The following is a 22,859-nucleotide window of genomic DNA, read 5'->3' on the forward strand; positions in this document are numbered from 1 at the left end:
GGGCAGGAGGAGCAGAATGGGTTTATCGCCAGTGGCTGGGGATCCAAGCGCCCCAATGGTTGTAATGTCCGGGAATCCAGACAGGCCGATAATGGGCCGGCGCGGGTCGTACATATCGAATCGGGGCCGGTACGACAACGGGAGCGCGGGCAATGACGACCGGGCCGGGGATACCAACATTGACGGCGACCCTGACCCATGCCAGAGCCGGCTGCGTAATAGCCACCAATCCACCCGTGATGAGCGCGACGACCGCCAGTTTCGATAGAGCCTGCTTCATGATCGTTCCCTCCTGTTGGGGTTATTGTGACTGTTTGCCTCATTAGACAGCCGACCGTGGAGAGGGTTTAAGGACCGATTTACCTTGCCTCACTATACGAACTCTGCTACCAATAGGCTGGAGGTAACAACTGTAAATCCAGCTACTTACAAGGAGTCGCTCTGTATATCATGTCGAGAAAGGGTCCGGATACCGTTACACTTCGCGCGCAGGCCGAGGAGCTTCGACGGCTCATTCGCCGCCATGAATACCTGTACTATGTGTTGGACCGGCCCGAGATTACCGATGCCGAGTTCGATACGCTGTTTCAGCGACTGCGGCAGCTTGAACAGGCCCATCCCGAACTGATCACCCCCGACTCGCCGACCCAGCGCGTCGGTGGCCGGCCGGTCGAGGGATTCGCCTCGGTCCAGCACAAGGCTGCGATGCTCTCACTGGACAACGCCTACAATGCCGGCGAACTTCGAGAGTTCGAGGCCCGGATCCGGCGGGCGCTTCCCGGCGAGCAGTTTACGTATGTCGTCGAACCGAAGGTCGATGGGCTGGGCGTAGCCCTGCTCTATGAGGATGGGTGGCTCGTACGGGGAGCCACGAGGGGGGACGGGCGATACGGTGAGGATGTGACGCAAAACCTGATGACGGTCAGAAATCTGCCCCACCGTCTGCACGGATCGTTAGTCGCGTTCGCCGCCGTGGAGGTGCGCGGCGAGATCTTCATGTGGCGCCAGGCGTTTGAGAAATTGAATCGGGGGCTTGAGGCGGCAGGTGAAGAGCCATTCGCCAACCCCAGGAATGCCGCAGCCGGGTCGGTCCGGCAGAAAGACCCGCGGATTACCGCAAGTCGTCCCCTTGATATCTTTATCTACGGTGTCAGCTACGCCGATCCCGATCCGTTCATACGCCATTGGCAGGCGATAGAGCAATTGCTGGAGTCCGGATTCCTGCTCGATCCCAAAGACCGAAAACAGACGCTGGAGCGGTATCGTCGGCGTTGCGCCGATATTGAGGAAGCCATCGTGGCCTGCCTTGAGGTCGAGGCTGCCCGTGACGAGATCGGGTGCGACTGCGACGGGGTCGTAGTCAAGGTTGATGCGATCGAACAGCAACGGGGACTTGGCTCGACCACCCATCACCCCCGGTGGGCGATTGCCTACAAATTTCCGGCGCGACAGGCGACCAGCGTGATCCGACAGATCGATATCAGCGTCGGACGGACGGGGGCCATGACGCCGACCGCCCTGCTCGATCCGGTGGAGATCGCCGGTGCCACGATCAGCCGGGCCACGCTGCACAACGCCGATGAGATCGAGCGGCTGGACGTCCGGGAGGGGGACACGATCCTGGTCGAGCGGGCCGGAGATGTGATCCCGCACATTCTCAGAGTCATTCAGGACAAGCGGCCGTCTCACAGTCGGCCGTTTCGTTTCCCCACCCGGTGTCCGGTCTGCGGCGCCGCGGCCTTCCGACCGGAGGGAGAGGTTGTCAGCCGTTGTACGAACTCCGCCTGCACAGCCCGGTTGAAGGAGTCGTTGCTGCATTTCGGCTCCCGGCGGGCCATGGATATCGAACATCTGGGCGAGGCCGTGGTGGAGCAGCTTGTGGATCGGACGCTGGTCACGGGGTTTGCCGATCTGTACCGTCTCGACGTGGAGACGCTGGCTGGGCTCGAACGGCTGGCACACAAGTCCGCCACCAACCTGTACAACGCCATCCAGGGCAGTAAGGACCGCGGGCTGAGTCGCCTGTTGTTCGCGTTGGGCATTCGATATGTGGGCGAGCATGTGGCGGCGACTGTGGCCCGGCAGTACGGCTCGATGGATCGGCTGGAGCAGGCGCCGGAGGCGGAGCTGGCCGGGATCTACGGCATCGGCCCCCGCATCGCTCAAAGCCTAGCGCTCTATTTTTGCCAGCCGGAGAACCGCCGCCAGATCGACCAGTTGCGAGAGGTGGGTGTGAGCATGACGGAAGCAGGAGTCACGGCGGGACCTCGCCCGCTGGCAGGTAAAACGTTCGTCTTGACGGGCGGGTTGGAGACACTGACGCGCGACGAGGCGAAAGAGCTGATCGCGCAGGCCGGCGGTCGCGTTACCTCATCGGTCAGCTCGAAGACCGACTACGTCGTCGTGGGCAAGGATCCCGGCAGCAAGTTTGACGATGCCAAGTGCCTCGACATCCCCACCCTCGACGAGACTGCTTTTAAGAAGCTGCTTCACGATGAGTAACTGTTGAGACAGTACAGCGAGATGGTGTGTGACGTTACAAAACCGTAGGATAGGACTGATGATTGCGTTGCTGGCCTTGACTGGCGCGGCGGCTATTGCCGGATGGGGGTTGGTGCGCGACAAGGGGGGCGGCAACAGCCTGGTGGCGAACGGGACCATCGAGGCGACCGAGGTCGAGGTGAGCTCGAAGCTTCCGGGCCGCCTCGCCCAGCTTTTGGTTGACGAGGGCGATCAGGTCCGGACAGGTCAGGTCATTGCGCGTCTCGACACCGCAGAGTTTGAGGCGGAGGCGGCACAGGCGCGGGCGGCGCTGGCCAGGGCCGAGGCGCAGCTCAAAGAGCTGTTGGCCGGCTCGCGTACGCAGGAGATCGAGGAGGCGCGCGCCAATCTGCAGCAGGCGGAGGATAATCTGAGGCTCGCGCGGGACGACTGGGAGCGATTCGACAACCTGTTGAAGGAGGGTGCGATCTCGGTGCAGGAGCGCGACCGCGCCACCAATCGGATGGAGGTAGCCATGAGCCAGGTCAAGGCCGCCCGTGAGCGGTACGACCTGGTCCGGGTCGGGCCTCGACCGGAGGTGATCGAGGCGGCCCGTCACGAACGCGATCGCGCCAGGGCAGCGCTCGCAATGGCCGAGGTCCGACTGCGCGATGCCGCAATGTCGGCGCCCCTCTCCGCGATTGTGCTGACCAAGCGTGCCGAACAGGGGGAGGTCGTCAATCCCGGTTTTCCCATCGTGATCCTCATCGATCCGGATGATCTCTGGTTGCGCGTCTACATTCCGGAGTCGGAGATCGGATTGGTCAAGATCGGCCAGGAGGCGGCGATCACGGTCGATTCGTTCCCGAGCCGGCGTTTTGGGGGGAAGGTCGTCGAGATCAGCTCCAAGGCCGAATTTACCCCTCGTACGGTCCAGACCAAGAAGGAGCGTGTGAACCTGGTGTTCGGGGTCAAGATCCGCCTGGACAATCACGAGCGGCTGCTCAAGCCGGGGATGCCGGCCGATACCGAGATCAGGACGGATGGCGGAGGGGCGCAGCCGAGCAGTCGTCGCCCATCCGCTCACGGGGGTCCTCTCAATGGCTGAACTTGACCCTGACGTCTACACTGTCATCACCCGAGGGCTGACCAGGCGATTCGGATCGATCGTCGCCGTAGATCATGTGGACCTGCAGATCAAGCGCGGCGAGATCTATGGGTTTCTGGGTCCCAACGGGGCCGGCAAGTCCACGACCATCCGGATGCTCTGTGGGCTGTTGGATCCGACCGAGGGGTCCGGGTATGTGCTCGGCTATGATATTACGCGAGAGCCGGAGCGGATCAAGGAGCGGATCGGTTATATGTCCCAACGGTTCAGCCTGTATGAGGACCTGACCGTCCGGGAAAACCTCGACTTTTACGCCAGCCTCTACTCGGTCCCCAACGGGATCAAGCGGGCCAGGATCGAGCGGATGGTCCAGATGGCGGACCTGACCGGACGCGAGGGGGCGCTGGCGGCCCATTTATCTGGCGGCTGGAAGCAACGTCTGGCCTTGGGGTGCAGTATCATCCATAAGCCGGAGCTGCTCTTTCTGGACGAGCCGACCGCCGGGGTCGATCCGGTCTCCCGCCGAAACTTCTGGGACCTGATCTACCGACTCTCTGAGGAGGGGATCACCATCGTGGCCACCACCCACTACATGGACGAGGCGGAGCACTGCGACAGTCTGGGGTTTATCTATCAGGGCCGGATGACGGCCCAGGGGACCCGTGACGAGATTAAGGCGAATGCCCTGAAAGGCCAGGTCTTCGAGATCGAATGCCGGCCGATGCGGGAGGCGACGCTCTTCCTCGAAACGCTGCCCGGTGTGGCGGAGGTCGTTCGATTCGGCAACACCATCCACGTCGTGACCGAGGACAAAAGCCTGGTGCCCGCCGATGTCGAGGCTCGCCTGAACGGCGAAGGGCTGAAGGTCAACCGGGTGGAGGCGACGATCCCCTCCATTGAGGATATCTTTGTCTCGTTCGTCGGCCTGGCCGACCGCCGCTCGCTTCGGGCACAACTGAGGCGAATGCGGGAAGGGGGGATATGAGATCGCGCCTGCTCGGCCTCATCCGTAAAGAGTTCATCCAGATGTGGCGCGACCGCTTCACGCTGGGGATGATGCTGTTCATGCCGATGATGGTTCTCGGCATCATCGGGTGGGCCATCAACACCGACGTCAAGCATATGGTGACCGCGGTGCTCGACCAGTCCCGGACGCCGGAGAGTCGGGAACTCCTTGACGCCTTTACCAACTCTCAATATTTCAACCTCGACTATCGTGTGGACAGTTATGACGCGATGACCCGACTGATCGATGGCGGACGCGCGAAGGTGGGGATCGTCCTGCCGCCGGACTACGCCCGTGCCCTCAAGCAGCAGCGCGTCGCCCAGATCCAGGTGATCGTCGACGCCTCGGACCCGCTGGTGGCGACCTCGGCCATCAATGCGGCCAACGCCATCGGCCAGGTCGGCTCGCTCAGGATCGCATCGGAGACGCTGCAACGGAGTACCGGCCGGATCCCACCGCCCGCCCCCCTGAATGTCCGGGTCCGGGCCTGGTACAACCCCGACCTTGTCAGCGCCATCTTTATCATTCCCGGTCTGTTGAGCTTCATCCTGATGCAGACCACCATCACCATCGTCGCGATGGTCGTCGTGCGCGAGCGGGAGCGCGGCACGCTCGAGGCGCTGATCGTGAGCCCGCTGCGCCGCTGGGAGCTGATGATCGGCAAGATTGTTCCGAATGTTGTTATCGGCTACGCGCAGATGACCTTCGCCCTGGTGTTCGGCGTCTGGTTCTTTGAAATCCCGATACGCGGCAGCCTCATCCTCCTCTACTTTCTGTCGCTCTTTTTTATTATGGGGACCCTGGGTCTCGGTATCCTCCTCTCCACCATTGCCAAAAGCCAACAGCAAGCGATGCAGATGGCGTATTTCATCTTTGTCCCATCGGTCTATCTCTCCGGCGTCCTCTTTCCGATTGAGGGGATGCCGCCTCTCGCCAAAAGTATTGCCTATGTGATTCCTCTCACCTATTACGTCGAGATTGTCCGGGGGATCATGCTGAAGGGGATCGGGATCTCCTATCTCTGGACCCATCTGTTGATCCTGACCGCCATCGGGGTTGTGCTGATCACTACAAGTATTCTTCGATTCCACAAGAAACTGGCCTGAGTACAGGGCCTCTTTTCAACACGCAGCACTGCCTGTTCACGTGGTAGAATGAAATCGTACATGCTGGTGTAATGTCGCTTACGCTCCTGACATCATTTCCGAAGCCGTCATTCCCGCGAAAGCGGGAATCCAGCACAGACAGACTGGATTCCGGGTCAAGCCCGGAATGACGATCACTGTGAAGGGACTTATGGGATACTACACCACCGTAAGGCTGGCCGTCTCAGCGCCGACAAGGTAGAAAGCGGTGAAAACCATGCCTGATCCGGGACGACTTGAGTTGGCGGAATTCTACTTTAAAGAGGGATACCGATTGCAGGCGGACGGTGATCTGGAGGGTGCCATCGCGGCCTACAGACGATCGATCGAACTCTACCCGACGGCCGAGGCGCATACCTTCCTGGGGTGGGCCTACAGCCTGCGCGGAGAGATCGACGAGGCCATTCGGGAGTGCAAGGTTGCCATCCGGATCGATCCGGAGTTCGGGAATCCGTACAACGATATCGGTGTCTATCTGATTGAGAAGGGGGACTATGATGAAGCGATGGTATGGCTGGAAAAGGCCATAGCGGCCAGGCGGTACGAGCCGCGCCACTACCCCTATATGAATATGGGTCGGGTGTTGATACGGAAAGGGAGATACGAAGAGGCGATCAGAGAGCTCAAGAAGGCGCTGGACATCGAGCCGAATTATACGGCGGCCCGCGTCGAACTGCACAAGGTGCTCGGCCTGTTGAATTGACCGGCCGACCTGCTTTCAGGCTTGTAGGATATGGCATCGCAATGGTCAGGTCTGCTGATGTTGCTGGCGCTTGCCGGTGTGACGATGTCGATTGACAGGCAGGCGCGTGGGGATAATGCGCCGCCCGCAGAGTCGCGCGCGTCGTTGGCGGAGAAGGCCCGACACTATTTTACGACTGATGAGTTGGCGAGGGGACGAGCCTACGCGCGCGGGCGATATCTGTTGTACGGCGTGCGAATGATAGTAACCCTCGGCCTCTTCGGGCTCCTGACCCTGACTCCGCTGTCCGCAAAGATCGGCGATCTCAGCGTCTCGATGACTGGCGGACGCGTCTGGCTGACGGTCGGATTGTACGGCCTCATGGTGGCCGCGTTGTATCATGTGGTGACCTTTCCCGTCAGCCTCTACGGCGGCTTCGTTCGCGAGCACCTGTTCGGTCTCTCCCGCCAGACGCTTGCGGCGTGGTCAGGGGATTATCTTAAGGCGATGCTGGTCAACACGGTGATCCTACTCCCGCTGCTGATCGTACTCTATGCGTTCATCCGGCGGGATCCCGTGCGCTGGTATCTGCCGGTGTGGATTGTTGTCGTACTTGTCATGACCGTGCTGGCCGAGCTGTCGCCGATCCTCTTCGATCCGCTTTTCCATACGTTCCGACCGGTGCAGGATCAGCAATTGGTGAACCGACTCCGTATACTGAGCGATCGGGCGGGTCTGACGGTCGGGCCGATCCTGGAGATCGATGCCGGCCGCAAGACGACGAAGACCAATGCGTACTTTACAGGGTTTGGACGAGCGAGACGGATCGTGCTGTACGACACGTTGCTTGCGGCCTCGACCCCGGAGGAGGTGGAGTTAATTGTCGCACACGAGCTGGGCCACTGGAGGCGGCACCACATCTGGAAGGGGATGGCGCTGAGCGCTGTCTCGGCGCTGGGGACCCTCTGGCTGATCGCCCGCCTTCTTCGTATGGCGGCCGACTCGGGACGCTTCGGCTTCATTCATCCGGCCGATCCCCGTTCGCTACCGTTCGTACTGTTGCTCCTGCTCGTCCTTGCCATCCTGACGACGCCGATCCGGATGGCGATTTCACGCGCCTTCGAGCGCGAGGCCGATCGCGAATCGCTCCGTCTCACCGCGAACCCCAGGGCCTTCATCGACTCGGAGGTCGTGCTGGCCAGATCGAATCTCTCGGACGTCGACCCGCCGCGCGCTGTGGTCTGGCTCTTGTATACCCATCCCCCGATCCTTGAGCGGATTGCCATGGCAGAGGCATATCTCGCGCAACAGCGACAGTGAGGAGGTCGCAGTGATGGTCGTCAGATCGTTCGGTCCTGTGATCTTGGTACATGGTGGAGCGGGGACGATCACCCCCGACCTGCTCGAGGTTCGGCAGGCAGGCATCCGCGCGGCCGCGGTCAGCGGGTGGCAGGTCCTTACAGCCGGTGGCTCCGCAGTGGAGGCTGTCGAACAAGCTGTCAAGACGTTGGAGGACGATCCGGCCTTCAACGCCGGCCGAGGCGCCTGTCTGAATCGGGATGGCGAGATCGAGCTTGATGCCTCGATTATGGACGGTCGAAGCCTGGCGGCTGGGGCCGTCGGCGCCGTGAAACGAATCGCCAACCCGGTGACGCTGGCGAGGGCCGTGATGGAGGCGGGGGGACCGATCCTCCTGGTGGGTGAAGGGGCTCGGCAGTTCGCGGCTGTGGCCGGAATTCAGGAGTGCGGGGTCGACACGCTGGTCACCGATCGGCAGCGCGCCCGATGGACCGCGCTGCGAGAGGAGACCGCCGCAGGGGTCGGCACGGTCGGCGCTGTCGCCCTCGACCGATCGGGACACGTGGCGGCCGCCACCTCAACGGGCGGCCTGCCGCTCAAGGCGCCCGGCCGCGTGGGCGACTCGGCATTGATCGGCTGCGGGACGTATGCGGACGATCGGCTTGGCGCGGTCAGTTGCACGGGTAACGGGGAGGCGATTATGAAGCTTGCGCTCGCCAAGACGGTTCTCGAGTTTCTGCGAAACGGCGAAGATCCGATGGCGGCCGCCAGACTTGCCGTCGGCGAATTGACCGCCAGGACCAGCGCTGAGGTCGGCGTCATTCTGTTGGATCGATTCGGTCGCATCGGTGTAGCGCGGAATACCGCGCAGATGGCCAGCGCTTGCATCCGGAACAATAATACCGATCCTGAACTCTTTGATTAAGCTATACGAACAACCGAGGCGGAGAGCATGGTCTTGAAGAACGATGACGGGATACATGCTCGACGGGATGGAGACGGTCCCAAGATCTCCGTCGTATTCTTTTATGGTTTCCTGCTCCTACTCCTTTATCTGACCTACTTGATCGTCGTGCCTTTCGCATCTCCGATTTTGTGGGCCACCGTTCTGGTCATCATCTTTCAGCCGGTCTATCGTAATCTCCTGGGGCGGGTCGGCGGCAAGCCCGGACTGACGGCGCTGTTACTGACAGTCATGGTGATTGCGGCTGTGATGATCCCGGCTGTACTGTGCGGATGGGTACTGACCCAGGAAGCCGTCAGTGTCTATCAGACGGTAGAACGGATCTACCAGCAGGAGGGGCTGGCGGGAATTGCGTCCCATCCGGCGGTCACCGCCGCCAGGGCGGTATGGGATCGCGTCAACTCGCCTTTCAAAAGTCTCGGTCTCGACTTGAACGCACTGCTGCTTGGCGGTTTGAGTGCGTTCAGTGGCTTTATCGTCGATCACCTGAAAGGGATCGCCGTCAATATCTTAAGCTTCACCATCAATTTCGCTCTGACCGTGTTTACTCTGTTCTTTCTGCTTCGGGACGGCGAGGCAATCGTTCGCAACCTCCAGGGACTGTTACCGTTGGAGCGCAAGCATGCGGAGGCGCTGTTTTCACGCCTCTACGATGCGGTATCGGCCGTCGTGCGCGGAACCATCCTCACTGCGCTGGCGCAAGGCATCCTTGGGGGCATCGGGTACTGGGTGGTGGGGGTCCCGTACCCGGTTTTTCTGGGACTGGCGACCGCCCTATTCTCGTTGCTCCCGATTGGCGGTTCGGGGTTGATCTGGGTCCCAGCTGTGCTCTATCTGTTCCTGGAGGAGGGCTGGATTCGCGGTCTGCTGTTGCTCGGCTGGTCGGTGGCCATCGTCAGTACCGTCGATAATCTGTTGAAGCCCGCCCTTATCTCCGGCGAGACGAATCTGTCGACGCTTGTATTGTTTTTTGGTATGCTTGGCGGTCTTCAGGTATTCGGTATTCTCGGATTCATCCTTGGACCGGCCCTGCTCGTGACGCTTTCGATCTTTCTCGAAATCTACAAAGAGCTGTCACCGCCTCCGGCCGATTGACTCAGCAGCAGTGGCGCAATGCCTGGTACACGGACCTTTCCGAGAGATTTAGAATTCCGATTGGTCGCGACGCACCGCACGGGCCGCCTGGCGGCGAAGCCTGCGCGCGGCCTCTCGGACCTTTCGACGCCGCTTCTCTCCCGGCTTTTCGTAATGCGCCCGTCGTTTCAGTTCTTTCAGGATGCCATCGCGCAAAACAAGCTTTTTGAAGAGCCGGATGGCCGACTCGACCCCGCGGCCGTCTACTTTGACCTCAAGGGGGCGATGCCGGGCCCCTTTATCGGGCCTCGAACCCCCGCCTGTGTCCTCAGTTCCATCGTCAAGAGCCATTATCCCTCTTCATCACAGCGCTATATTCCGCTGATATGATCAGGGTCTTAGAAACGGAAAAACCGCGAGCCCCTGGTCCTCGCGGTACTGTAAGTAAAACGTCAACGAAGCCCTCAGACCACTAAACAACTTATTATGGATATCCACGATACTATTGTCAAGGATAATCGGCCCGAGGACAATCGTCTACGGTGGAGTCGCCAACCTTAATGAGTCCTTGCGCCCACTACGATCCCGATGTATAAAAGGGGTCGACGTAATACGGACGATTGACGAAATTGCCGATGTTGGAGAACGGACAGCGTATGAATACACGCCTGATCCGAATCGGGCACAGCCCCGATCCGGACGATGCATTTATGTTTTACGCCTTGGCCAAGGAGCGACTCCAGACGGGTCGATTTCGCTTTCAGCACATCCTCGAAGCCATCGACACACTGAACGGTTGGGCGATTGAGGGTAAACTGGAGGTCACGGCGCTCTCAGTCCACGCCTACACCTATGTGGCCGACCGCTACATTCTGTTGCCCCATGGCGCCAGTATTGGACGGAACTACGGGCCGATCGTTGTGGCAAAGCGCCGGTTCGATCCGGCCGATCTTCGCGGTAAGCGTATTGCCATCCCCGGTAAATTTACGACGGCATTTCTCGTGCTGCGGCTTTATCTGGATGAGTTCCAGGCCGTTGAGGTCCCATTTGATCAGGTATTCGACGCCATTGACAGCGACAAGGCGGATGCTGCGCTTGTCATCCACGAGGGGCAACTGACCTTCGAGACTCACGGCCTGACTAAGCTGGTTGACCTCGGAGGCTGGTGGCACGACCGGACCGGTCTCCCGCTGCCGCTGGGCGCCAACGCCATCCGGAAGGATCTTGGCGAACCATGTTGTCTGGAGGTGTCCGGCTATCTTCGGGCCAGTATCGACTACGGCTTGGCCCACCGACAGGAGGCCTTGCAATACGCCATGCAGTTCGGACGCGGTCTGGACGCGAGACTGGCCGACCGATTCGTCGGCATGTATGTCAATGAGGACACCCGCGCCTGGAATGAGGAATGCCGACGCGGCCTCGAACATCTCTTGAATCTGGCATGGGAGCAGGGGGTGATTGCCAGGCGAATCCACCCCGAGTTCCTGCCGGATTAGACGTTACGACACCCCCTCTCGTCGTTTTTCAATCAATCCGATCGACCCGCACTAACTTCCGATAGCTGTCGACAACTCTTTCCGTTCTTCCCACATCACATTCCACGCTGGAATCATCAAATCGATGGGTACGATCTATCACATTAGATCTAGCACTATTTTTGCATATGATAACATTGCTATATAAATATTATAGGGTGAAATAATGGCGCATTCTATCCACATCAATAGACCATTTACATTATGTTGGCATCTCCGCGTGGTCACATTACGACATCTCGCAACCAAAAACGTCACTCACTCGATCAACGCTGGACCATTCCGTTCCGCATTCGGACAAATCTCGGCCAGCCATCCCCACCCTCCGCTCGGAGGGTGGGCTACACAGAAGGAGGATGCACCATGAGCAGCGCAAACGGTCATATCGCGCACGATGATCGAGTCACAGAGATACGAATCTACATTGAAAAGCAGCGAAAGAGACGACAGAGCAACAGGGTTCTGCACGCCCATCCCTCCCCGCTCTTTTGGCTGGAGCGGGATGTGCCGATAAAGGAGGTCATGGTCGAGCGAAGGTTGGCCAATGCGGCTATACCGAAGCGGCTCAACCTGTATATCGGTACGCCCTACTGCCTGCCTACGAACCCCGAGCGGTGCGGTTACTGCCTGTTTCCCAGCGAGGTGTATCAGGGGCAGGAGCAACTGGAGCGCTATTTGAAGTATCTCGAGTGGGAGGGACGACGATACCAGCATTTCTTCGAAGACGAGCAACCCGCTACCATCTACTTTGGAGGCGGGACCTCGAACCTCTACAGGCCGGACGACTACTATAGACTGATGGAGATTGTGCGGGCCGTGTTTCCCGCGATGGCTCCGGACATCGAGGTGACGCTGGAGGGGATTCCCCAACTGTTCACCAGAGAGAAGCTGGCCGCTATGAAGGCCGCGGGAATCAACCGGATCAGCATGGGCGTCCAGCAACTCGACGACGAGATGATCAAGCTGAGCGGACGGAAGCAGAAGGCGAAGCACGCCTTCCAGACACTTGAGTGGTGTGAGGAATTGGGGCTCCGGAGCAGCGTCGATCTGATCTTCGGGTGGCCGAGACAGACCATGGCGTTGATGCTGAAGGATCTCGACGCGATCGTGCGGTCCGGGGTGCAACACATTACACACTACGAACTGAATGTGGCCGGCCGGACCGATTTTGCGCGCCATCGACGGGACGAACTCCCGTCTACCGAACAGAACCTTGAGTTCTATCACGCATCCAAGCAGTTCCTTGAGAGCCATGGTTACCGACAGGTGACCGCCTACGACTGGGAGAAGTCGACTGACGACCAGCCCGGCGACCTTCGGTTTGAAGAACATATGCGTCAATTCTTCGCCTATGACGACACGCACGGGCTCATCGGGTACGACATGTGGGGCTGGGGGTTTGCCGGCGTCTCATACTTTCTTGGGACCCCCGAGATGCCGGGTTGGACCTATATGAATTCTCTGAAGGTGGGAGACTACTTTGGGAAACTCGACGAGAGTCGATTTCCGGTTGAGCGAGGGTTTCGTTATACCAACAAGGATCTCCGGCTTGCCTGGCTGTTTCAGTCGCTTCAGGGGATGAGCGCGGACCTGCGCCTGTACAAAAAAATTTTTGGTCTGAATTTGCTTGAAGAGTATGCCGATATCTGGCAGGTGCTCGCCGAGAAACAATGGGTTGAGATCGATGACGAGAAGGTCACGCTGGTAAGCGATGGGGTATTCTACACTCCGTTGATCCAGGGTCTCCTGGCGCACGAGCGGACAGAGGAGATGCGAAAGGACAAAAGCCAGACGCCCACCGTTCAGGAAGAGGCGTTGTCGTCGGCTCAGTCGCAACCTGCAACTCCAGCCGCCAAGTCCGAACGGCTGACCGCAACACCTATTTCCAGCACGGAACTGCAGCGTATGTCCGAACGCCTCGATACGGATGATCGGTTTATGACACTGCGGCGACGCGAATCGGTTGAACAGTTATGGTATCGGGAGCTGACCAGCGACCGCGTCGAACTCTCGCTGTTGAGGATATACGGCGAGGTCTGGCACGAAACCCCTGTCCTGCTTACCCACGGGACCTTTTCAAACGCCCAGACCTGCACCAAACTGGCCACCTATCTTGCCGAAAGTGGCTTTGACTGCTGGATTCTGGAACTCAGGGGTCACGGTCGGAGCGAGATCGGACCGGCTCGCCCGAACTTCGAGCGATTCAGCGAGTTTGACGTCCCGGCGGCGCTCCGTGCCGTACGAGAGCGAACGCAGGACAAGCCGCTGTTCTGGGTCGGACACAGCGGGGGCGGCCTTGTCCCGCTGATGTACCTGGCGCGACACCCCGAAGCCTGCGTACAAATTAAGGGGATCGTGACGCTGGCCAGCCAGGCAACCGATGCGGGCGTTACCTGGTCGGGTTGGGCGAAGATCGCCCTCAGTGCGGCGGCCAATAACCTGATCGGGTATGCGCCGGGGCCGTTATTGAAACTGGGTCCGGAGAACGAATTTCGTGATGTGATGAACCAGTGGTTTCGTTGGAATTGGAAGGGTCGATGGACCGGAACCGATGGATTCGACTATCTCGAGGGGCTCAGCAGGATAGGGGTGCCCGTGCTCTGTCTCGCGGGGGGAGGCGATCGGTTTATCGCTCCCTATCAAGGCTGTCGTCGGCTCTACAATGCGTTAGGGGGCCGGGATAAGCAGATGATGTTGTGTGCCAAGTCCGAGGGGTATGGCGAGGATTACAGTCATGCGCGGATCATCGCGAGCCGTCGGGCTCAGCAGGAGATCTGGCCCATCATCTCAGAATGGCTGGTCAAGCGGGCGAATCAGCGTAGTGCGGCAGACATCGAACGGGGTATGCATCGCGTCTGTGTCGGCTAGATCTTGTCGCGGAGGTCCAACCCCTCCGCGACAAGCGCCATGACCTCGGCCACCTGGAACGGCTTGTTTAAGACCAGATCGACGCCGGCCTCTTTCAGCTTCGTCCGATCAAGCGTCAGCGCCCATCCGGTAATAAGGGCGACGGGGGTGCGGGGGGCCGTCCGTTTGATCGCCGACGCCACCTCCCAACCTGTACACTCCGGCATGCCCAGATCGGTCAGGACAAGATCGAAGCTGGCCTGTTGGAATAGACGAAGCCCCTCCCGGCCGCCACCGGCTTGAACGACGGTATGACCAACCGTACGGAGGAGTTCGGAGAGCAGTTCACGGACCATCTCATCATCATCGATGACCAGGATATGTCCCGGTGTGGCAACCGACGCCTGTTTTGACTGGGAGGGTGCTGCCGATTCGGAGGTTATAGGCAGCCTGATCGAGACGGTGGTCCCCTGCGCGAGTTGACTCTGCACGGTGACCTCGCCGCGGTGTCCTTTGATAATCCCGTACGACACGTTCAGGCCGAGCCCGGTCCCCTTTATCCCCTTCGTCGTGAAAAAGGGGTCAAAGATTCTGCTTTTCACCTCCTCACTCATCCCGATTCCGGTATCGGATACGCTGGCACAGACCCACCCGTCGACCTCTTCAGTCTTCACGGTGAGTACGCCGCCGTTCGGCATGGCCTCCACGGCGTTGATGATCAGATTGGTGAGGACCTCGCGGAGTTCGGAGATGTTTCCCATAATGGGAGCGATACGACCGTAGCTGGTCGCCACCTCGATCGTCTTGCCGTCAAGATTAGCCTCGTCTTTCCACTTGGCCTCGGTGATGGCCAGGACATCCTTGACCACCTGATTGAGATCGACCGGAAAGAACTCCTCCTCCGGTTGCTGCCGTGTGAAGCGCTGCAGGCGGCGGACCATGTTGGCGCCATCGAGCGCCGCCTTCTCGATCGTCTCGAGCCCTCGTTGCGCCTCCACATCCCTGGCGACCCGACGCAGGATCTGCGCTCGCCCCAGGATGGCGCCCAGCACATTGTTGAAGTTGTGGGCGACCCCGGACGCCAGTTCACCCAGGCCCCGAAGCCGTTCGGTCCGAAGAAGCTGCTGTTCCAGCCGCTTCCGCTCGGTCAGATCCCGCGCAATCCCGTGCCAGCCGGTCACCCGACCCGCGGCATCTCGAGTGGTGAGCATCCCGATCTCGAACGGAACCGAGACGGCATCCGCTCTTTTTACCATATCGAGCTCGTAGAAGTTGAACGGGTCCGTCCCCTCGGCCGCCTTGGCAAAGATCTCCAGGACGTGGTGGCGGCTGGCTGGTGTGAGGATATCGATGAAGTCGCGATCCGTCAGTTCATTCGGTGCGTAGCCGAGTATCGCCTCTATCCCGGGGTTGACGTAGGTAAATCGACCGTCGGCGTCCAGCGCGTAAATGATGTCGCGGACGTGTTCGGCCAGCAATCGATATTTCTCCTCCGACGCCTTGGCCGCCTGAGCATACGTGTGAACCTCTTCAAACAGTTTGGCGTTCTCAATGGCGACAGCCGTCTGACGGGCAATGGCATCGACCAGCCGTACCTCTTCCTGGGCGAAGTGGTGCTCCTTCGTCCACCAGATGGTGAAGAGGCCGCCGACGACCGTATGTTTCGCCAGCATCGGGACAAACAGCGCCGATTTACAGGTAAAGGCGCGAAACACCGGGTGGTCGACCCGGCTGTCCCTGGCAGTATCGCTGGTGTAGACCGCCGCCTTTGCACTGAGCGCCTCTTCCACAAACTGAAATCCTTTGACCGGGATCGGTGTCCATTTCAGGCGATCGAGGAGCGCTGTCGGCAGGTGATACCCGGCAAACGGCAGGAGCTGTCCGCCGTCGCTGTTCAACAGATAGGCGCCGGCCGTGTCCGCCGAGAGGACGCGGGCGACCGCCCGCGCAATACGTCGGACAGCCTCTTGCAGGTCGAGGGTGGAATTGACGGAACGGCTCACCTCGAGCAGAGTCTGGGTCTCTTTGAGCCTGGCCCGGGTCTCGCCCATCAGAACCGCATTCTCCAAGACGGCGCTCAGTTGGCCGGCGACGGTCTGGAGGAACAGTCGTTCGACGGGTGAAAAGGGCGCCGAGCCTGCCTTAGCCAGGCTCAACACCCCGATCGGGCGGTCTTGCGCAAAGAGGGGTACGCATGCGTGACCGCCGATCGACGGCTCGAACAGGGTCAGATGCGGGCAGTGATCGATAACCGTATACGTGGGGGGCGGGCCGTCGCCGGTCAGAAAGCGACGACAGGCACAGTCGGCGCAGGCAATAGCGGCGGGCGCCGGGATCTCCTTATCGATGTGTCTGACGATCGCCAGGTAGACCGAGTCCTGAGGCACCGCGGTGACGGATGACCAGTGTAGAGCGCCCGCCAGCCCTCGGGTCAGGCAGATCCAGCCAAGGACCGCGCCGTCGATGGCCCGCAAGGTCTCCTCCAGCACGGTTCCAAGCAGTCGGTCCGGGGTGGAGGACCGCGCCGTCGAACTGTTCATCACAGCGGCGAGACCTTTGAAGAGCCGTTCCATCAGACGTTCACCGGATCAGACAAGTTGCTGCACATTAAACGTGATCAAATCATTGATGTTATGATCAGATAGCGATACTAAATAAACAGTAATACTAATCATAATATGCTATAATTAACCCGTATAGATGTAATACAGCTACTCTAGCATGAAACCGCTAGGCTTGCAATAGGTCACAAGAGTCCCCCCACTCTTTCAGGCGCGAGGAGTTACAGGCCTCAACAGCAACAGGAGCAGGGGGGCCGACAGACCCGCCAGGGCGGCGCCGACGGTAAACGCCGGCCCGGCGCCGAAGGTCTGGTAGAGATAACCCATGAGCAGGCTGCTGGGCAGGGCCGCGATCCCGATGCAGGCGTGAAAGAGGCCGAAGGCGGAGGCCCGACGCTCCGGAGGAACCAAGTCGGCGATCAGCGCCCGCTCGCCCCCTTCGGTCAACCCGAAATACAGACCATAGAAGCCCAAGAGCACCCAGATCTGCCACGGCTGATCGGCGACGCCGAATCCCAGGTAGGCGAGGGCGTAGACCAGCCATCCGGCGATGATCGCGCCGCGCGGCCCTCGAAGGTCCGAGAGTATCCCGCCCGGCAGTCCCGTCGCCGCCTTCACCAGACTGAAGAACATCCAGAGCAGCGGAAGGTGGATGGCTGCGACGCCAACCTCCTGGGCCCGCAGCAATAGAAAGGCGTCACTGGAGTTGCCGAGCGTGAACAGCGTCACGACCAGCAGGAAGCGCGTGAGTTGTCCATCCGGGCGACCGGTCCTCGGCATAGCTTTGGGCGCCGTTGCTGAGGCAGCCTGAGCCTCACTCACCCGGAGCATCAGGATCAGCACCGACAGGATGCCGGGGATTGCGGCGAGCAGGAAGAGTATCCGGAGCCGATCGTCCAGGAGTAGGAGCAGCCCATAGGCCAGGGCTGGGCCGCCGACCGCCCCCAGATGGTCCATCGAGCGGTGAAAGCCATAGGCCCTGCCCCGGATGGCCACATCGGTGGAGGCGGCGATCAGGGCGTCCCGTGGCGGAGTTCGCAACCCTTTGCCTAGACGGTCCGTGAACCGCACCATCAGGACGTGCCAAGGCGCCAACGCCAATGCGACAAGCGGACGCGCCACCGAGGACAGCGCGTAGCCGACGACGACTAGTCCCTTACGCCGCCCCAAGCGGTCGGATAACCAGCCGGAACCCAGCTTGGTCAGGCTGGCCGCGCTCTCAGCGATCCCCTCCACCAGTCCGACAAAGGTCTGACCGGCCCCGAGCACGCTGGTGAGAAACAGCGGCAGCAGCGGATAGATCATCTCGGAGCTGACGTCGGTCAGCAGACTGACCAGCCCGAGCGCAACGACATTCCGGGTGAGGCCGAACGGACCAGTCCCCCGACTATCTGAGCCGGTAGGTTTCGATGCGCTCATGGGCTGCGCCTCGACCCAGCCAACCGGATGTCAGGCTCGTTCGCCCTTCCAGGTTTTTATAGACATTGAAGAAGTGTTCGATCTCCTTCAGGACATGCGGTTCTACGCCGGCGAGGTCCTCGATCCGTTGATAGCGCGGATCGCCATGGGCCACGGCGAGGATCTTTTCGTCGATCCCCTTGTCGTCGATCATGTCCAGCATTCCGACGGGGCGGGCCTCCACCAGACATCCGGGAAAGGTCGGCCGCGAGATCAGGATCAGGATATCAAGCGGATCGCCGTCGCGACCAAGCGTGCCGGGGATGAACCCGTAGTCGGCCGGATAGTGGACCGGCGAGTACAGGACGCGATCCAGCTTGAAGACACCCAGATCGACGTCGTACTCGTACTTGTTGCTCGATCCCGAGGGGATCTCCACAACCGTATTCACGATGACCGGCGCGCCCTCGCCGATCGGCAACCCCTTGTAGTTCATCCTTGATCCTCCCGTCAATGCGGCTCATTATTGCACGTGACAGCATGTTGCGAAAGCGATTTCACGGTGATCACGTCCGAAGATTGCCTTTCAGACCGCCTTCGTGTATGATTTTGTGCGATACGGCGTGAATGCACGAGACAAAGGAGAGTGCTGGTGCGTAGCTTCCGACAGGCGATGGTGGATGAGATTCTGCCCAAGGTCAGTAAACCGTCCCGCTATATCGGAATGGAGTGGAACGCCGTCACGAAAGACCCCGCCACGGCATCCGTCAGGATCGCGCTCGCCTTCCCCGATACCTACGAAATCGGGATGTCCCATCTGGGCCTGAAGATCCTGTACCAGATCCTCAACCGGCGGCCGGAGTTCATGGCCGAACGGGTCTATGCCCCCTGGACCGATGCGGAGGCGCTCCTGCGGCAGCATCGGATCCCGCTGTGCAGCCTCGAGTCCGGCTATAGCCTGGCCGACTTTGATCTGATCGGCTTTACACTCCAGTACGAACTGTCGTACACCAACATCCTGAACATGCTGGACCTGGCCGGTATCCCGTTGACGAGTGCCGAGCGGCGAGAGGGCGATCCGTTCGTCATCGGGGGCGGCTCGGTCGGCTTCAATCCCGAGCCGATCGCCGAGTTTTTCGACCTGTTCGTCCTGGGCGACGGCGAGGAGGTGGTTCTTGAGATCTGCGAGGCGGCGGCTGCGTGGAAGGGGTCGGGCGGGCGGCGTGAGGCGCTCCTGGAGGCATGGGCGCGAATCCCGGGCTGCTATGTCCCGGCGCTCCACCAGGGTGAGACGATCCGGAAGCGGACGGCGATCCATCTCGATGGGATCGACTACGGCGCCTTCCCGGTCCCCTTCATGGAGATCGTCCACGACCGCGTAAGCATCGAGGTGATGCGGGGCTGTACGCAGGGGTGCCGGTTCTGTCAGGCAGGGTATCTGTATCGGCCGCTGCGGGAACGGTCGGCCGAGGAGATCCGGGCGCTGGCCGCGCAGGCGGTCCGGCAGACCGGCTACGAGGAGGTATCGCTCGCCTCATTGAGCATCGCCGATCTGACAGTCCTTCCGGACGTGGTGCCGTCGCTGATGGATCAGCTTACGCCGGAGAAGATCTCGCTGTCGCTCCCCTCCCTGCGGGTGGAAACCCTCAACCGATTCCCACAGGTGGCCGAGGAGATCAGTCGGGTCCGCAAGACCGGTTTTACCATTGCGCCGGAGGCCGGCAGCCGTCGGCTGCGGAAGGTCATCAATAAGGAGGGGTTCGACGAGGAGCAGATCTTTACGGCGGTGCGGAACGCCGCGAAATCAGGCTGGGAATCGGTCAAGTTCTATTTCATGATCGGGCTCCCCACCGAAACGCAAGAGGATCTGGACGAGCTGGTGCGCATCACGCGGGAATCGGCGCGGATCGCGCGGGCCGAGTCTGCGCGAGGGTTTGGCCTGACCGTCAGCACCTCGCCATTTGTGCCGAAGCCCCATACCCCCTTTCAGTGGTTTGCCCAGGACCCGATGGAGCTGCTTCAGGAAAAGCAGGAGTTCCTGAAGCGGAAATTACGGGAGGTGCGGGTCTCGTACAAGTGGCACAACGTCCGATCCTCGTTTCTGGAGGCGGTCTTTTCGCTGGGCGACCGGTCGCTCGGTCCGGCCATCCGGCGCGGTTATGAGCTGGGCTGCCGCCTTGACGGCTGGACCGAGCATCTCAAGTTCGACCGGTGGATGCAGGCATTTGACGAGACCGGAATCGATCCGAAGGCGATTGCCAATCGGCCGCGCAACCCGGATGAGCCGCTACCGTGGGATCACATCGACACCGGCGTCACCAAGGCGTTTCTGCAGCGCGAGTACAAGAAGGCGTTGGAGGCCCGCACAACGGTCGATTGCCACACCTCGACCTGTACCGCCTGCGGCGAGATCTGTATGCCCAACTGGCCCGCCTGGGCGGAGCAGGTGGGAATGGACATCGGCAGGCGGCAGGCGGCAGGCGGAAGGTGTGGGGCTAACCCCCAGCCCCCAACCCCCAACCCCCAGCCCATCCAGCGCCTCCGGTTCGTCTTTCAGAAGGTCGGGATGCTGCGGTTTCTGTCGCACCTGGAGGTGATGCGGGCGCTGAGTCGAGCGTTGCGGCGGGCCGGGATCGCCGTAGCCTACTCGCAGGGATTCAACCCTCAGCCGAAGCTGTCGCTCGCGCTGGCGCTGCCGGTGGGGGTCGAGGGGCTGGCGGAGTTGGGGGATCTCGAGTTGCGCACAACGATGGCCCCGGAGGAGTTGTCGACGCGGGTCAATCGCTGTCTTGTGGACGGCCTGCAACTGGTGCGCGCCTGGGAGGTGCCGTTAACGGCGCCGTCGCTCACAACGTCGGTGCGGGAGGGCGCCTATCGTGTGTCGCTGCCACTCGACGGCATGAGCACAGAGATCGCTGAGCAGTTGAGCGCCCAGGCGCTCTGTGATGCGTGGCTGGATCGGCCCAGCATCGTGGTGAGTGTCGAGCGGAAGGAGGGGCGAAGGGAGGTCGATGCCCGGCCGCAGATCCTGGGGTTGACGGTGCTCCCCGAAGAGGATGGGGCGCTCTGTTGGGCGCTTCGTCTGCAAACGGGCCAGGGCGTCGGCGTGCGGCCACAGGCGATCATGACCAGCCTGCTGCGGGAGGCGCCGAACGGGATGTGTGAGGGATGGGAGACGCGGTTACGCGTGGCGCGGACCGCCCTGATTCTGGATGACAACCGATGAAACGTGAGATTATTGTCAACTCGTCTATCGTAGAAACCCGGGTAGCGGTCCTGGAGGACGGTGTCCTGGTCGAACTGCTGATCGACGACTCAAAGAATAAGAGCATCGCCGGCAATATCTATAAAGGGCGTGTGCTGAAGATCCTGCCTGGGATGCAGGCGGCCTTTGTCGATCTGGGTCTGGCCAAGGACGCCTTTCTGTATGTCCGGGACATCTTTGAGGACGTGGAGGAGTATGAGCAGTTGCTGACCATGGGAGAGGAGGGGGAGCCGGCGGAGGCTGCTGCCGAGGAGCCGAGGCCGACCTTCACCCGAGGCCGCCGTCAGCAGGCCAGCATCGAGGAGCTGCTGAAGGAGGGGCAGGAGATCGTCGCGCAGGTGGCCAGAGAGCCGCTTGGGACCAAGGGTGCGCGGATTACGTCGCACATCACCCTGCCCGGCCGCTACCTGGTCTACATGCCGACCGAACAGCACGTCGGGGTCTCGCGGAAGATTGAAAATGAGGCGGAACGCTCCCGACTGAAGGCCATCATTGAAGAGATCAACCCCGAACGCGAGGGAGTCATTGTCAGAACGGCCGGGGTCGGGAAGGGGAAGGCGGAGATCGAGGCCGATCTCGAGTTTCTTCGATCGTTATGGAAAAAGATCAAGAGCCGGGCCGAGACCCTCGCTGCCCCGGCGTTGGTGCAGAAGGATCTGGACCTGATCTTCCGGATCTTCCGCGACCTCTTTACAAAAGAGGTCGTTCGCCTGGTGGTGGATAGTCCGACCGAATACGACCGGTGCCTGGAGTATGCCGAGTCGCTCCACCCGGACCTGAAGTCCCACCTGTTCCTGTACACAGAGGACGAGCCGATCTTCAAATCGTTCGGTATCGAGCGAGAGGTCGAGAAGGCGCTGCGCCACAAGGTCTGGCTCAAATCCGGGGGCTACATCGTCCTGGAGGAGACCGAGGCGCTGGTCTCCATCGATGTCAATACCGGCAAATATGTCGGCAAGCACGATTTTGAGGAGACGGTCCTCAAGACCAACCTGGAGGCGGCAAGAGAGATCGCGCGGCAGGTGCGCCTGCGGGACCTGGGCGGGATCATCATCATCGACTTCATCGACATGGCCCGGCAGGAGAGTCGGGATCGGGTACTGCAGGAGCTGAAGGAGGTACTGAAGCCGGACCGTTCTCCCACTAATGTCTCGCTGTTGTCGGAACTGGGGCTGGTCGAGATGACGCGGAAGCGGGTCCGCCAGGGATTGAACAAGGCATTAAGCGCCTCCTGTCCTGTCTGCGGCGGTCTCGGCTATATCCGTTCAACGCCATCCATCGCCCATCAGGTCCTGCGGGAGGTGGAGTGGCGGCTCTCCCGCAAGCGGATCCCCCTGATCCGGGTACGGGCCCATCCCGACCTGATCGGCTGGTTCCAGGCGGAGGACGGCGAGGTGATCGAGGCGCTGCAGCAGACCTATGCCGGAGAGATCGTCCTGGTGCCGGAAGAAACGTTGACGCCAGGGAAATACCAGTTGCTGGAGGGGTAGGGCG

The 22,859-nt window shown here is 60.8% G+C and carries 17 protein-coding genes; 12 read left to right on the plus strand and 5 right to left on the minus strand.

What is annotated here, in order from left to right:
- Positions 1–22: 22 nt before the first annotated feature.
- The gene (locus C3F12_06965) at positions 23–280 is read right to left on the minus strand and encodes a hypothetical protein (protein PWB45821.1); all 258 of its coding nucleotides are present in this window, start codon (positions 278–280) and stop codon (positions 23–25) included.
- 170 nt (positions 281–450) lie between these two features.
- On the opposite strand from C3F12_06965, the gene C3F12_06970 reads away from it, so the two are divergent.
- From C3F12_06970 to C3F12_07005, 8 genes are all read left to right on the plus strand, one after another.
- Entirely contained in the window at positions 451–2,502 is a 2,052-nt protein-coding gene (locus C3F12_06970) for a DNA ligase (NAD(+)) LigA (GenBank protein ID PWB45822.1), read from the plus strand.
- A gap of 58 nt (positions 2,503–2,560) precedes the next feature.
- A complete protein-coding gene (locus C3F12_06975; GenBank protein ID PWB45823.1) occupies positions 2,561–3,589 on the plus strand; it encodes a hypothetical protein in 1,029 nt (342 codons plus the stop codon).
- Positions 3,582–4,574, plus strand: coding sequence for a multidrug ABC transporter ATP-binding protein (locus C3F12_06980; GenBank protein ID PWB45824.1), 993 nt, complete (start codon positions 3,582–3,584; stop codon positions 4,572–4,574). The genes C3F12_06975 and C3F12_06980 overlap by 8 nt, the downstream gene beginning before the upstream one ends.
- Positions 4,571–5,701: an ABC transporter permease gene (locus C3F12_06985; GenBank protein PWB45825.1), complete on the plus strand. Its 1,131-nt coding sequence runs from the start codon at positions 4,571–4,573 to the stop codon at positions 5,699–5,701. The genes C3F12_06980 and C3F12_06985 overlap by 4 nt, the downstream gene beginning before the upstream one ends.
- A 256-nt stretch (positions 5,702–5,957) precedes the next feature.
- Positions 5,958–6,443, plus strand: a complete 486-nt coding sequence (locus tag C3F12_06990) for a hypothetical protein (GenBank protein ID PWB46383.1) — start codon at positions 5,958–5,960, stop codon at positions 6,441–6,443.
- A 30-nt stretch (positions 6,444–6,473) separates the two neighbouring features.
- Entirely contained in the window at positions 6,474–7,742 is a 1,269-nt protein-coding gene (locus tag C3F12_06995) for a hypothetical protein (GenBank protein PWB45826.1), read from the plus strand.
- 13 nt (positions 7,743–7,755) lie between these two features.
- Positions 7,756–8,646, plus strand: a complete 891-nt coding sequence (locus tag C3F12_07000) for a hypothetical protein (GenBank protein ID PWB45827.1) — start codon at positions 7,756–7,758, stop codon at positions 8,644–8,646.
- Between the two features lie 27 nt (positions 8,647–8,673).
- Positions 8,674–9,780 carry a hypothetical protein gene (locus C3F12_07005; protein PWB45828.1) on the plus strand — a complete coding sequence of 369 codons (1,107 nt, stop codon included), beginning with the start codon at positions 8,674–8,676 and terminating at the stop codon, positions 9,778–9,780.
- Between the two features lie 48 nt (positions 9,781–9,828).
- On the opposite strand, the gene rpsU is transcribed toward C3F12_07005, so the two are convergent.
- Positions 9,829–10,110 (minus strand): 30S ribosomal protein S21, encoded by a 282-nt coding sequence (gene rpsU, locus C3F12_07010; GenBank protein ID PWB45829.1) that lies wholly within the window; start codon positions 10,108–10,110, stop codon positions 9,829–9,831.
- Between the two features lie 305 nt (positions 10,111–10,415).
- Between rpsU and C3F12_07015 the strand changes: the two genes are divergently transcribed.
- Complete coding sequence (locus C3F12_07015; protein ID PWB46384.1) at positions 10,416–11,255, plus strand: ABC transporter substrate-binding protein; 840 nt, start codon at positions 10,416–10,418, stop codon at positions 11,253–11,255.
- A 243-nt stretch (positions 11,256–11,498) separates the two neighbouring features.
- Entirely contained in the window at positions 11,499–14,162 is a 2,664-nt protein-coding gene (locus C3F12_07020) for a hypothetical protein (protein PWB45830.1), read from the plus strand.
- On the opposite strand, the gene C3F12_07025 is transcribed toward C3F12_07020, so the two are convergent.
- The 3 genes from C3F12_07025 to C3F12_07035 all read right to left on the minus strand — a co-directional run bounded on the left by C3F12_07025 (position 14,159) and on the right by C3F12_07035 (position 18,596).
- On the minus strand, positions 14,159–16,714 hold the full coding sequence (locus C3F12_07025; protein ID PWB45831.1) for a hypothetical protein: 2,556 nt from the start codon (positions 16,712–16,714) through the stop codon (positions 14,159–14,161). The genes C3F12_07020 and C3F12_07025 overlap by 4 nt on opposite strands.
- Before the next feature lie 195 nt (positions 16,715–16,909).
- The gene (locus C3F12_07030; protein ID PWB45832.1) at positions 16,910–18,121 is read right to left on the minus strand and encodes an MFS transporter; all 1,212 of its coding nucleotides are present in this window, start codon (positions 18,119–18,121) and stop codon (positions 16,910–16,912) included.
- Entirely contained in the window at positions 18,090–18,596 is a 507-nt protein-coding gene (locus C3F12_07035) for an inorganic diphosphatase (GenBank protein ID PWB45833.1), read from the minus strand. The genes C3F12_07030 and C3F12_07035 overlap by 32 nt, the downstream gene beginning before the upstream one ends.
- A 177-nt stretch (positions 18,597–18,773) precedes the next feature.
- On the opposite strand from C3F12_07035, the gene C3F12_07040 reads away from it, so the two are divergent.
- Both C3F12_07040 and C3F12_07045 read left to right on the plus strand, forming a co-directional pair.
- Complete coding sequence (locus C3F12_07040) at positions 18,774–21,326, plus strand: B12-binding domain-containing radical SAM protein (GenBank protein PWB45834.1); 2,553 nt, start codon at positions 18,774–18,776, stop codon at positions 21,324–21,326.
- Positions 21,323–22,855, plus strand: a complete 1,533-nt coding sequence (locus C3F12_07045; GenBank protein ID PWB45835.1) for an Rne/Rng family ribonuclease — start codon at positions 21,323–21,325, stop codon at positions 22,853–22,855. Before C3F12_07040 ends, C3F12_07045 begins: the two co-directional genes overlap by 4 nt.
- Positions 22,856–22,859: the final 4 nt, after the last annotated feature.

This window comes from Candidatus Methylomirabilota bacterium, assembly GCA_003104975.1.
Taxonomy (GTDB): Bacteria; Methylomirabilota; Methylomirabilia; order Methylomirabilales; family Methylomirabilaceae; genus Methylomirabilis.

What these genes read in the sequence shown, in the direction of transcription:
- C3F12_07025 (PWB45831.1), bottom strand. Translation starts at nt 16,714, where the DNA reads ATGGAACGGCTCTTCAAAGGTCTCGCCGCTGTGATGAACAGTTCGACG.
- C3F12_07030 (PWB45832.1), bottom strand. Translation starts at nt 18,121, where the DNA reads ATGAGCGCATCGAAACCTACCGGCTCAGATAGTCGGGGGACTGGTCCG.
- C3F12_06995 (PWB45826.1), top strand. Translation starts at nt 6,474, where the DNA reads ATGGCATCGCAATGGTCAGGTCTGCTGATGTTGCTGGCGCTTGCCGGT.
- C3F12_07020 (PWB45830.1), top strand. Translation starts at nt 11,499, where the DNA reads ATGTTGGCATCTCCGCGTGGTCACATTACGACATCTCGCAACCAAAAA.
- C3F12_06990 (PWB46383.1), top strand. Translation starts at nt 5,958, where the DNA reads ATGCCTGATCCGGGACGACTTGAGTTGGCGGAATTCTACTTTAAAGAG.
- rpsU (PWB45829.1), bottom strand. Translation starts at nt 10,110, where the DNA reads ATGGCTCTTGACGATGGAACTGAGGACACAGGCGGGGGTTCGAGGCCC.
- C3F12_06985 (PWB45825.1), top strand. Translation starts at nt 4,571, where the DNA reads ATGAGATCGCGCCTGCTCGGCCTCATCCGTAAAGAGTTCATCCAGATG.
- C3F12_07005 (PWB45828.1), top strand. Translation starts at nt 8,674, where the DNA reads ATGGTCTTGAAGAACGATGACGGGATACATGCTCGACGGGATGGAGAC.
- C3F12_07000 (PWB45827.1), top strand. Translation starts at nt 7,756, where the DNA reads ATGGTCGTCAGATCGTTCGGTCCTGTGATCTTGGTACATGGTGGAGCG.
- C3F12_07045 (PWB45835.1), top strand. Translation starts at nt 21,323, where the DNA reads ATGAAACGTGAGATTATTGTCAACTCGTCTATCGTAGAAACCCGGGTA.
- C3F12_06975 (PWB45823.1), top strand. Translation starts at nt 2,561, where the DNA reads ATGATTGCGTTGCTGGCCTTGACTGGCGCGGCGGCTATTGCCGGATGG.
- C3F12_06965 (PWB45821.1), bottom strand. Translation starts at nt 280, where the DNA reads ATGAAGCAGGCTCTATCGAAACTGGCGGTCGTCGCGCTCATCACGGGT.
- C3F12_07015 (PWB46384.1), top strand. Translation starts at nt 10,416, where the DNA reads ATGAATACACGCCTGATCCGAATCGGGCACAGCCCCGATCCGGACGAT.
- C3F12_06980 (PWB45824.1), top strand. Translation starts at nt 3,582, where the DNA reads ATGGCTGAACTTGACCCTGACGTCTACACTGTCATCACCCGAGGGCTG.
- C3F12_07035 (PWB45833.1), bottom strand. Translation starts at nt 18,596, where the DNA reads ATGAACTACAAGGGGTTGCCGATCGGCGAGGGCGCGCCGGTCATCGTG.
- C3F12_06970 (PWB45822.1), top strand. Translation starts at nt 451, where the DNA reads ATGTCGAGAAAGGGTCCGGATACCGTTACACTTCGCGCGCAGGCCGAG.
- C3F12_07040 (PWB45834.1), top strand. Translation starts at nt 18,774, where the DNA reads ATGGTGGATGAGATTCTGCCCAAGGTCAGTAAACCGTCCCGCTATATC.